The 12749-nt window shown below is 43.4% G+C and carries 3 protein-coding genes and 4 pseudogenes; all 7 read left to right on the top strand.

Going from position 1 to position 12749, the window contains the following annotated elements; genetic code table 11:
* Positions 1–461: pseudogene (locus H5300_RS23060) on the top strand (hypothetical protein); the annotation flags it as partial.
* A gap of 645 nt (positions 462–1106) precedes the next feature.
* Positions 1107–1777: pseudogene (gene ltrA / locus H5300_RS28370) on the top strand (group II intron reverse transcriptase/maturase); the annotation flags it as partial.
* A gap of 558 nt (positions 1778–2335) precedes the next feature.
* The gene (gene ltrA, locus H5300_RS23050; RefSeq protein WP_182796989.1) at positions 2336–3583 is read left to right on the top strand and encodes a group II intron reverse transcriptase/maturase; all 1248 of its coding nucleotides are present in this window, start codon (positions 2336–2338) and stop codon (positions 3581–3583) included.
* Positions 3584–3662: 79 nt separating this feature from the next.
* A pseudogene (locus tag H5300_RS28365) lies at positions 3663–4281 on the top strand (group II intron maturase-specific domain-containing protein); the annotation flags it as partial.
* A gap of 460 nt (positions 4282–4741) precedes the next feature.
* On the top strand, positions 4742–6337 hold the full coding sequence (gene dptF / locus H5300_RS23040; protein WP_182796988.1) for a DNA phosphorothioation-dependent restriction protein DptF: 1596 nt from the start codon (positions 4742–4744) through the stop codon (positions 6335–6337).
* A 1-nt stretch (position 6338) separates the two neighbouring features.
* The gene (gene dptG / locus H5300_RS23035; RefSeq protein WP_182796987.1) at positions 6339–7688 is read left to right on the top strand and encodes a DNA phosphorothioation-dependent restriction protein DptG; all 1350 of its coding nucleotides are present in this window, start codon (positions 6339–6341) and stop codon (positions 7686–7688) included.
* Positions 7669–12624 (top strand): annotated as a pseudogene (gene dptH / locus H5300_RS23030) (DNA phosphorothioation-dependent restriction protein DptH); the annotation flags it as partial. The gene dptG and the pseudogene dptH, both read left to right, overlap by 20 nt.
* Positions 12625–12749: the final 125 nt, after the last annotated feature.

The raw sequence follows: 12749 nt of genomic DNA, 5'->3' as shown, positions 1-12749 counted from the left end.
TACGATACAGCGAATGGAAAGTGAAGTTAAGGCTAATCCACAACAGTTCTTGCCCTGGAATTATCAGTCCAATATCTAATCAAAACAGGCTCTGGCTTTTGGCCAGAGCCGCTTCTTCATACCTACGTACACTATCTTCTCGTAAGCTCACCTTAATCCGCTTAGGTGTTGAGCCTAGAGGAATTATCGCAAGAGGTAAGGTGACAAAAGAAAGTTACTTGGATTCTGGTTGGAAAAATCCAGAAAAGCAGACAGCCTATATTCAATTTGAACTAGAAGATATTCGACACTCTTGCGAAGAGGGTTTGTTGCCTATGTTACTTCTTAACTCAGCGATGCCAGACCAACAGTGGAGCCCACAAACATCAGGTGTTTTGGTTAAAAATGAATCTAAAGAGGTTTTGGCAGAATTATGGGAGGCAGGTAAGAACAAGCACGCATTCACGCAGTTTCTATGTTGACATGGTAGGGGTCGGCGATTCGAGTTCGCCCGGATCCACCAAATTTGACAAGAAAGCCAAGCATTTAGCTTGGCTTTCTTGTATCGTGCGCCGAGCATGGCGTTGTTCTAGGAGGTGAAAGTCCTCTACGGGCTCAGTCGAGCGAGAACCGTTAGCCTATGCAAGGGTGTTCACCGTGAGGGAAATCTGAAGGAAGCAAATGGCAAAACTTGGTTGTGACGAACAGAAAGCTGATAGTAGGTCACTACAACTTGGGCAACCTAGCGATAGATAGAATAGCCCGATGCCTCGACGGGAAGTGTGTAGTGATAAATCAGGCACGGCCAAGGGAAAGAGCAACGTCTTACCTCGGGAGATCTTATGGTCTGTCTCGATAGAGACTAATGCAGCAGCGATGTTGTGTGATGGACAATAAGAAGTCAGCAGAAGGCATAGTACATTGAGGAAGTACAACCCAAGGGAAGGCCTGAACTGAATATATCAAGAAGCAGTCACTAGACACTCAATCATGTGGAGTCATAGCAAGATGAAAATCATCTCTACGTCCCAATGGGCGATACCGCAAGTAAAGCTCATGGAGACGAAGAATGACAAGCATGGTCGGCGTAGACAGGAGGACGAGTCTTGGTGACCTCAACTGCGTTGATGGAACAAATCTGTTCCTCAACCAACTTGAATAAGCTCTAAGAAGAGTGAAGAAGAACAAGGGATGTGCAGGAGTCGATAAACTCGACATTGATGCAACCATCCTTAAACTTCGACAAGCTTCAAACGGGCAAGAGCTACGCCAGAGTCTTCTGGATGGAAGCTACCAACCTCAGCCAGTCCTTGGTGTAGAAATCCCCAAACCTAGTGGTGGTGTAAGGCAATTAGGTATCCCAACAGTGCTGGATAGAGTTGTCCAACAGGCAATTACCTCAGTACTGTCAGATATCTATGAACCCATGTTCTCCAATAGCAGTTACGGATTTAGACCCAACCGCAGTGCGCATCATGCGTTAGCGGCAGCCAGTCGCTACATCCGAGAGGGGCGAGGTTATGTGGTAGATATCGACTTAGCGAAATACTTTGATACCGTGAATCACGATAGACTGATGCACAGACTGTCACAGGATATCAATGACAAACGAGTATTGAAGCTAATTAGGTCATATCTACAGGCAGGCATAATGCGAAACGGGCTAGTTGAACAGAGACAACGAGGGACACCACAAGGTGGACCATTATCTCCACTGCTATCCAATATCGTATTAGATGAACTGGACAAAGAGTTAGAGCGTAGAGGGCATAAATTCTGTCGATATGCAGATGATTGTGTGCCACGAGCACAGACTACTGCGTAAGCAGAGTCGATGCGCAACTGCGCAGAAGATGAGGGTAGGCCCCTCGAAGTCGCCTTACAGGAGGAGGCTTCAAACCACCTTAAGCGGCTATGGTAAAGAGCCATGGTCGTGAGCGTTAAGGAAAAGGCGGGACATGATCCTGTCAGGTGAGTATTAAGGAGATGAACGAAAGTGAACCTTCGATGACGCGTCGAAAGCGTAGGAATGGTGTCAAAACCGGGAGGGAGTCGTTAGCCCGGGATAAATCTGGAGGAAACCTGTTTACTGTCCAGGTGGCATCCGGCGTGAAGAAGGCATGAACTTAATACAGGCTTTTGTGCGGAACGTGGGAACCTGTCGCTCTGATGCAAAGGGAGCCACTCAAGCGGAGACCCCGTAAGAGTCTGAGTACCAATGCAGAGCACAGGGGCGGATATTCCCGTAGTAGCGATGAAGGGGCTGTAATGGTACTGGAGCGAAGGGGAGTAATCATCCTGTTGAATTTGAGGATCAACCGCTGTGGTAGCCTAGAGCGACCAGTGGGAGGAGTTTTTGGAAGCAACAAAACCATTTGTAATTCCCAAGTACGATGTTGTTCGTGCGTGGCAATTAGTTAAAGCCAACAAAGGCGCTTATGGCGTCGATGGCGAGACAATAGAGCAATTTGAGTCAAACTTGAAGGGCAACCTTTACAAACTCTGGAACCGAATGTCGTCTGGCTGTTACTTTCCTCCACCGGTTAAAACGGTAGCCATACCGAAGAAAACGGGAGGCGAAAGGAAGCTGGGCATACCCACGGTATCAGATAGGGTTGCTCAAATGTTAGTGAAGCTGCATTTTGAGCCACTGGTTGAGCCATGGTTTCATCAGGACTCCTATGGCTATAGACCCAACAAGTCTGCACATCAAGCGTTAGCGGTGACTCGTAAACGGTGTTGGCGTTATAACTGGGTGCTGGAATTTGATATCAAAGGGCTGTTCGATAACATCGATCATAAGCTCCTAATGAAAGCTGTCCGAAAGCACACCAATAATCCGTGGCTAATTCTGTATATCGAACGTTGGTTGACAGCTCCGATACAGCAGGAAGATGGAACGGTAATCACGCGAAGTCGGGGTGTGCCTCAGGGTGGAGTGATCAGTCCAGTACTGAGTAATCTGTTTCTGCATTATGCTTTTGATAAGTGGATGGAAAGGAACTTCTCGAAGTTTCCATTCTGCCGCTATGCTGACGATGCAATAGCGCACTGTCGGAACGAAGCAGAAGCTAAGGCTCTGAAAAGGGCTTTAGCGGCGCGGTTACAGGAATGTGGTTTGGAGATGCATCCTGATAAGACGAAAATTGTTTACTGTAAAGATGGTGATAGAAGAGAGGAACACCCAGTCATAAGTTTTGATTTTCTCGGATATACATTTCGCCCGAGAAGGTCGAAAACTAAAACGGGGCGTCACTTTATTAATTTCAGTCCAGCTATGAGTGCTAAAGCAGGCAAATCGATCAGACAAGAAATAAGAAGTTGGAAGCTGCAATTACGCAGTGATAAAGAGCTTCTTGATCTGGCCAGAATGTTCAGAGCACAAATACAGGGGTGGATAAATTACTATGGTCGTTTTTACAAATCAGCCATGTACCCGACACTACGGCATATCAACCGCAAACTCAGTTTGTGGGCGATGAGGAAGTACAAAAAGTTAAAGAAACACCGACGACGAGCGGAACACAGACTTGGGGAGATAGCTTTGAAATATCCCTACCTGTTTCCGCACTGGAAGTTAGGTGTCAGACCATCGGTTGGATGATGGGAGCCGTATGAGCTGAGAGGTTCACGTACGGTTCTGAGAGAGCCTGTGGGGGAGGTTCCCACGGGCTACTCACCGTCAAATCTACGTGAGTAGTGAGGAAGCTGCTCATCGAGTCAAAGAGTCGATAACGGAGTTCTTGGAGTTGAAGCTGAAACTCACGGTAAACCGAGAGAAAAGCGCAGCGACAAGAGTGACAGAGCGTACTTACCTAAGCCATAACTTCGGGATAGATGGAAGCATCCATATATCGAAGTCAGCGCAAGCTCAAATGAAGAAGCGAGTGCGGCAGATAACGAAGCGTAACCGAGGAAGAGAGTTAAAGGGTAATCACAGAGTTGACTCAATACTTACGAGGTTGGCAATACTACTTTAAACTCGCCATGAGAAAGAGTGCAATGGAGCGCTTAGACGAATGGATACGACGAAGATTAAGATGCTATCGACTGAAACAACGCAAACGCAGATATGGCATAGCGACATGGTTACAGCAACAAGGTGTAACAGAGCGCAATGCTTGGAAGCTAGCGATGTCAGATAAAGGTTGGTGGCGCTTAGTCTTAACGCCGCAAGTGAATCACGCTATGCCAATAAAATGGTTCGAGGAGTTGGGTTTGTACTCATTGCGAGAAGGGTACGAGTTACTAAAAGTATATTCGGAACCGCCGTATGCGACCCACGCTTGTACGGTGGTGTGAGAGGACGGAGGCCGTGAGACCTCCTCCTACTCGATTGGTGTTTAGTAAATCGGCGTGTATTACGACGGTATTTCCAGTTTTAATCTATCCAAAAGCTAAGGTTCAAGTTTGGCTAAGTATTCCAAATTATGCACTAGACAACGGGTGAATCTTATATTGTTGGTCACAGATGGTCACAATTGTGACCATCTGTGACCAATATTACTGCCGAACATTTCGCTTCATGTTAAAAAGTAGAACTCATTTAAACCTGTTATGTAGAATTCTGATCTCGATGACTTTTTGTTGGTTGGCTTTCGTTGCATTTGGCTTATGTCACCTATGTATCGAGTACCTTTGTTTGAAAATGCGACGTAAAACATCAGGGTGTCAGTTAATTTCCATCAATCGAAATTATTGAGTACATAGCGTTCAGTAATATGAATAAAAACCCAAAGTTTAGTCGAAAGGAGTCACTAGTTTGAATTTACTTCAAGCCCTCAGCATCTTATCTAAATCTTCACCTTATGCGGTGAGTACTGAAAGAGATCAGACACAAGATCATCTGGCTAAATATAAGAGTCATGTGTATATCACTACCGACATCGAGGTCGACTTTAAAAAGTCGCTATTGTCCTCAAAGAAAAATGACATCATTTTCTTGTGTGGTAGTAGTGGTGACGGTAAGTCTGAGATCCTGACTCAATACAGCCAGAAGCACAAAGCGACACATGAGTTTCATCTTGATGCGACACACAGCTTTAATCCAAATCAAACCGCAATTAATGCGTTGGATGAGCGATTCTCACTGTTCAAAGGAAATGAGAAGCCACTTGTTGTTGGCATTAATATCGGAATGTTAGGCAACTATGCCGAGGAAGGTGCTGCGGAACATGACGATATTAAAGCTTCGATAAAAGCGTTCTTGGAAAACAAAACGGACGATATTCCAACGAACCACATTTTCTTAGATTTCGAGCAATACCCGAAATTTACGCTGGGTCATGAAGTTAGCACTTCTGACTTTGCAGCCAAGTTTCTGGCTCGTTTAACTGAGCCAACGCTAGATAACCCGTTTTACGCACTTTATGATAGTGAAGTTCAAAAGCTAGGTCACAGCAAGCTCACGGCGAACTATGCGTTGCTGGGGCTAGAATCTGTGCAAAAGAATATTATTTCTTTGCTGCTGAAAGTTCGCTTAATCAAAGATCAATTCCTAACAGCACGAGCGCTACTGGACTTTGTGTACCAGATCTTAGCGGGCGATGACTACCTGTTTGATAATCTATTCTCTGGCTCAGATAACGAGCTTTTAGAACATATTCAAAGCTTTGACCCAAGCAATATCCACACTCGTAAAATTGACGAATTCGTTCTTGAGTTTGGTCTGGGGATTGAAGATGAAGGCTTTACACAATTTAAAGATCAGGTGAAAGTACAAGGTGTATTTGATGTACTCAATGCTGCTTCATACTTGCGGATGGTTTATCTGTTGAAGGACGAAGAGCAATTTGCGAATGATTACATAAATGAGCTGAAAGCAGACTTTAACAACACTTTGGTTGATCAATACGCAAACACCTGGCTGCTTCATCGTGAGTTTGATGGGTCAGCTATGCAAAAGAGAGAGCTTAATAAGTTCTACAAAGACACTCTCATTGCAGCTGTGCACCGCTATTGTAACCGCAATTCTCCGTCATTTGATAAAGACCAATTCTTTGTCTCTGAATACAACGGCTTTCAAACAGCGGCTGAACTCGAGGTGAAACCTGATTTTTCATCGATTAAAACACAAGCGGTGAGCAAGATAGGCTCATTTAACGCTCATATTCGAGTCGATGATCATTCACTTCTGCCAATGCCGATAAGTATTAACTTGTTGGAATTATTGGAAAAAATAAACCAAGGGTACCGTCCGAATAAGCATGACAAAAATGCCGTACTTCTCTTGGATGAAGTGATTGAGCAAATCATCACGGTAGCGAACGAAAAGAATACTCTGTTTATTTTGAAAAACGACAAACGCTACAAGGTCGTGAATGAAGATAATGAATACTTCGAAGTGAGTGGTATGTAATATGAATCAAGATAAATTCAAAGAAGTTCTTAACCCTAATCTTCCTCAAAATAAAGACTCAGTATCAGGGAGCAATAGTTCACTTAAAAGTTATTTTCCATTGGTTACGAATAAAAATAATAAATTTACTGATGATAAAGCTGTCAATAATGTGGTTGTTGGTTCCATTTTGAAAACCATTCTACGGAAGGAAGTTAGAAGTTATGACTACGAACAATTTACCTTAGATTGCAAGTCTCAATTCATCAGCAAGCTTGGAGAAGAAGATTTTTGGGATATATTGGAAGAAATGTATTTCAATGAAAAACATATTTTTTCAGTAAGCCCAGAATTTTTATTGTTTTACACCCAAGACAATCAAAATAAGGCTACAGATCCTCGTATGGTAGCAATGTTTTCTACTTTGTTGGGAGATATGCGTATAGGTAATATTGATGCTAAGTTGAATTTCTTAGAGAGCGAAATGTTGTCTGTGTTTCGAACCAGTATGGATGACGTGGATTCTGTATCTTCAAATATTAAGCCATATTTACCTTTTCTCTCTAAAGTATTTAGAGCTGACTTGGCTTTTTTGTCTAGTCGTCCGCAGTACATGCTTAATGAGCTTGAATCATTTTTGTCATTCTATGCATTTACTTATACAGCTCAATTAAGCTTGTCATTACAAGATTGGTACTCGGGTGAAGAGCCAACAGCTAAGCCATTGTACTTTATTATGGACCACGAAAGAGCAAGTAGTGAGCGTACTCATATAAAGAAGCATGGCTTTCGATTATTTAGTGACTCAGCATCAAAGCTCTTTCCTATGTTAAGTATGCTTGTTTTATTACAGCCTAATAAGAATACAGAGATACCATTGTGGGAGTTATCTAAAAATATTCACGAATCTGAGTTCGAGCATCTTACAGAGAGGTTGAAAAACTTTGCTAATGCATTTAAGGCTAAACGTAAATTAAAGACGACACTCGAAGATTCAGATTTAGCGATTGATTGGCTAGCAAATATTATGAAACTAGCCATAGCACAGTTTGATGTGGGTGACAGACTTAAAATCAATAAAGAGTATGTAACTGAAATCGAGAAGTACCTAGCATCTCACTTTATTCAAAGCCGAGGTCGCAGTGGTCGAGTATTAGTACTTAACCAAGACTACATCATCTTATTGACCAACCTAGTTGTTGGAGAAAAGGACAAACTCCGTTTCCACGAACTAATCACAGCCTTTGAGCAACGTGGCATTTTCGTTGATAAACAAACAGAACAAGAACTAATTAAATTCTATGAGCGCATTGGTAACGTAGAGCGCATGAGTGATAGTGGAGACGCAGTTTATGTCCGTAAAACAATTTGAGACCTTTCTAGTAGAGCAGTTTTTAGCGGATGCTGAAACACACATCAAGGCAGGTTTCCGTTATCAGTTTAAGTCGCCAGATAATGAAAATAGCATGCGTTTGTATCAGGCGATGACGGATCATTCTGAAAACAGCATTGATGCGACTAACGATATCAAGTTGCCATTCATTGAACTGTCAGGCTGCAAAATCGTACCCGTGATTCATAGCGAAAACCCAGCAGAGTTTGAAGGCTTCACTGAAAACTACATCTCTCATCTACGTGACGAAGTGGCGAGCCAATCTGGCTACTTAAAAGGTTGCGCGCTAGTTGTGATCCACAACAGCTTGCTTGATACCTTGATAAATTCTGCAGAAGACTTGGCTCAAGTGGGACAAGTTTGGAGCGCATCAAAGATCAAAGCGGCAATGAAAGGGTTAATCGATCAGCAAGACAAAGGGCGCGATGTGTCGAACTGTCTGCTTGATGATCAATTCGATGCCATTTTAGAAGATGGCGCAACCATGTTTGGTTTTGAGTCTCTATACAAAGCCGTTGAAGACGGTGACTTGCGCTTCAATGAGTTGCGCATGTTTGAAGATCCGCTCGTAGCTGAAATGAGTGGCAATCCCAAGCAAATAAAAAAACGCCTAGAAGATAACCGTGCACTTTACGAAGAGCTTTCTTTTGAAGTTGAACACTTTGGTGGTCAGCTTCAAGACCGCTTGAAATCATTCGGCGAGAAATTTATTAAAGAGAACTTCTCAGAAACGGATGCATGGAAAGACGTTGAGTTCGAAGCATTCTTACAAGAGAAAAAGCGCAATGCTCAGCAGCAGCTTGTTCTTGAAGAGGAGCTTGCTAGCGACGGTATGACCGTTACAGCTCGTAACCGTGCAGAGACCAAAGCAGGCATGCGTGATCGCCACTTAATCATCGAGTTAGATGAAGGTGTAAATGAGTTTGAACTGAAGCTGATCTTCCAAGGTGCGAGTAATATCGATAAAAGTCAGTTCAAAATTCAGCCAGCAAAAGCGCTTAATAATGAAGAAGTGATTACCACACTGAATGGTCGGAAAACGACACGAGCTAGCTTGAAAGGTACGTACAAGCATGAGCCACTGTTTTTTAACTTGGCTCTAAAGCGTGAGAACAAATCTGAGGTTTATAACTTCCGTTGTTTAGTTGTCCGTAAAGGCGAGTTCTATATTGAGCCATTCAAAAATATCTTCTTGGTAGAGCCTGCACCAGCGAAGCAGCGCTTAACCTTGAACATGGAAGAGAACAAACTGCAAATCAGAGCCAACGAAGGCAGCGCATATTCACTGCTTGATGCCAAGCAGGTTGTCGATGCTGCAGATTACGCCTTCGTGGATTTTGAAGCGTTAGCTAATGAAGCTGATGAAATAGATTTTGCCGTTAAATCAGGTGATAACCAGCTCAAATTTAATGTTGAGGGTGCTGTAGCGACTGATTCATTGAGTTTACCTTTACTGCTTAATAGAGGTCGTTATCACAAGCTTTTCAAAGATGAATATAACGGTGAGTTTTATTCTCAAAAAGGCAAAGTCGGCATTGATAACAGTGAGTTTGTTGTTCCAGGTGTTCGCTTAAAACTGCTGCGTTGGGAAGAAGAGTTCATCAACAACAAAGTAGTGTCCATTGCGGATTCAGGTGCGATCAAGCTCGATGACCTGCAAGCGATTGATGATGCTATTCATGGTTCTTACGTTGAACTTTTTGATTACCTAGAACAACGCCGTAGTACGCCATCATTGGCGTCTTGGGGCGATGAGTTTACAACACTCGTCCAAAATACAGTTGATGCTTGCTTAGCGTATTTTGAAGCAATCCCAACGGGTAGCATGCTGGCAAAAGAACAGAAATCAGCGTTGAAAATCGGTTTGGTGCAATCTGAAGACGAAGAATACTACTCGCCTTTCCATCCGCTGATTTTGGCTTATTACCTCAATTTAAGAGATGCGATTCGTGATGATAAGAGCTTTGCTCAGCTTCCTGATGTCACCTTTGAACGCTTGTCGCCAAAAGGTTTGCTGCCATATGTTTACCATCTTAAACATGAGTTTTCCTACAACCAGCAGGTGAAAGAGAACGCGTTTTGGATCAAGAGCGTCCCTCAAGAGAAAAGTTCTCTTACCTTCGTTCGTAAGCTGGTAAAAGAGAAAATCGATGAGTTCCAAACGGCATTCAGTCAACTGTTCACTGGCTCAGAGAAGAGCATTATCGTTAATGCGGTGAACCAAGACAGTGCTGAAGAGTTGTTTATGGGGCTGGTGGATTACATCCGTAGCAATCAAGAGCAGTCAGCATCGATTCATATTAACCTGTATGACGATAAGCTAGCGTTCAATGCATTTGACCGATTCGCAGAAACTGCCAATTACGATGAACTAAAAGAGTGGTTAGAGCTTAACAAGGGTAAAGTGCGTGAGGTTGCCGATACTATTATCGATATTCTTCGTACTCGTCTAACGTACAGTAAGTTCACAAATGCTCAGGCTGAGAAAGATGGCCAGTCATACGCGCACCTCTCTTTCTTCCGTAATAACGACAAGGTTGATTGTTCAGATATTGCGATAGAAGACATGGCATCAGGCATTGCATGTGATGGTCTACTAACGGGTGATGCTTCTGAAAGTAAATCAGGTTCGTACTTTACGGGCTTTGGATTGAAAGGTACGGACTACCAAGATCACCCACACTTAATGATGGCGAAGTATGTTGGCGCTCTATTGAAGCCAGCACTCAAACCGAATACTCAATATCATGGTGCAAATGCAGTTGCCTTAGCGGTCAGTGAGGACTTTAAAGGTTTACTGGAACGCTCATACGATAGCTCTATCTGGACGACCATTATTGAGCCTAAAGTGACGTTGGACTTCTTCCACAGTAATGAAGATGTAGTATTGATTCACTATTCAGATCAGTACACCAGCTCATCTAGCTACGATGCAATTACCGTTACTGCGCAGCGCGGTTTGTTTGAGAAAATCATCAAGCAAGGTGATGGTGGCCAAATTAATGAGTTCAACGCGTTCAACGGTGATTGGCTGTTGAAAATGATGACCTGTGCGCCAACCATCAATAAAGAGCGCAAAGGCGTGATTGGTGCCTACAAGTTTGTGACTAGCCTAGTGCATGATTCAGACATTACATGGGTGCCGTTATCTGTTGCCGAGATGATTCGTGTATCGGGTAATATTGGCCTGAAGATGTCTGACAGCGAATTCTCCCGCAACGTTCAAGGTTACAAGAAAGGCGAAATTTCTGACGATGTATTGCTGGTTGGTTTCAAAGACCAAGACATGTACCTGCTACCTGTCGAAGTGAAAACGGGTTCGGTGCCGAATTACAATAAAGCCGTTAAACAATCAAAAGAGCTATTGCGTTACTTAAGCCAAGACTTACTTGGCAACGAAGATCTAGCGAGCAAGTTATACCGTGGTTTGTTCATGCGCCAAGTGTTGATGCAAGTTGATAAGTATCGCCTATACAAAGTATTTGCTGATGATTACTTCAACACTTTGCTGGCAAACAAAGAAGAGTGGCTAAGAGGTGACTACTCACTTGGTCAAATTGCAGATTACCCAGAAGGCTTTGTGGTTAGCCACCTTGAAGGGGCTGGCTGTTTACAACCTGACTACCAAATGATGGAAGGGGTGTTAAAAGTCGAGCTACCTATGGGGCTGCTTCCTGGCTTGGTCGAAACTCCGCTGCAAGAAGTATTGAACGAATTAGATGTAGTGCAACTTTGCCACGTGCCAAGTGAGTATGTGCTGAACGGTGAAACTCGGTTAGAAAAACTCGCTGAAGCTGAATCACAGCCTGTAGTGGTGGAAACTACAGATTCAATGCAGCCCGCTGTAGAAGAGCAAGTCGCGCTAGTTGTTGAACAGGTAAAGGTTGCAGCTAAGCCTCTTTCCTCACTAGTAGAATCTGATGAGGTTGAAACTACAGAATTAGTGCGGCCTGAACCCTCTGTTGGTGAAGAGCAAGTCGCGCCATTTGTAGAGCCGCTGATGGTTGAAGCAAAGCCAAAGCCTTCATTAGTAGAGTCTGATGCAGCTGAAACTACAGAATTAATGCAGTCTGAGCCGTCTGTTGTTGAAGAGCAAGTGGCGCCAGTCGTTGAACCGTTGAAGGTTGAATCTAAAAGCAACTTAAACGTAATGTTTGGTCATAATGCTCTAACACAAGCACCATTGAACTGGGAGCCAACCAATACTACAAAATTCATGAATACGAATACCGGTATTATTGGCACCATGGGTACGGGTAAAACTCAGTTTACCAAGTCGGTAATCACTCAGCTTTATCGCAACCAAGCAGATAATGTGAATGGCGCGCCAATTGGAATACTCATTTTTGACTACAAATCTGATTATATCGACGATAAGTTTTTAGGTGCCACTAACGCCAAAAAGTACAAACTGTTTAAGCTTCCATATAACCCACTAAGCTTGTATGGGGACACGCCAATGTTACCTATTCATACAGCGGCAGGATTCTCGGAAACTATGGCACGTGCATACGGGCTGGGTAAAAAGCAGCAGCTTCGTTTAGAGAACCTAATTTTGGAGTCTTATGCTGCTGCAGGTATCCACCCTGAAGATCCTTCAACGTGGTGCAAACCTGCACCAACGATTGACGATGTATGGGCATTATTCCTAGAGCAAGAGAAAGTCGAAGAAGATTCACTTTATGCAGCGCTCTCTAAGCTCGCTCGATTCAAGATATTTGAGTCAGAGCCGGAAAAAATGACTAGCCTTTACGAGTTAGTGGATGGCTTTACAGTTGTTGAACTTGCGGGTTACCCATCAGAGATCCAAAACCTTGTCGTTGCACTTACGTTAGATCTGTTTTACTCACAAATGCAGAAGAAAGGTAAGCCAGAAGTGCAGGGTGACTTCCGTCAAATTAGTAAGATGATTTTACGTTCCAGTGGCCAAGGGCATCTTTAAACTCCACTACAACAGGTTGCTCGTTAAAATAACTTTCAGAACTCGTTGGGTCATCATAATGAATTGAAAAATTAATATTTTTGGCGCGACTAAAACCA

The sequence above is a fragment of the Vibrio sp. SG41-7 genome (genome assembly GCF_014164465.1).
In the GTDB taxonomy this organism is placed as follows: domain Bacteria; phylum Pseudomonadota; class Gammaproteobacteria; order Enterobacterales; family Vibrionaceae; genus Vibrio; species Vibrio splendidus.
Note: the sequence above shows the minus strand (reverse complement) of the source record. Positions and strands in the feature narration are given on the sequence as shown.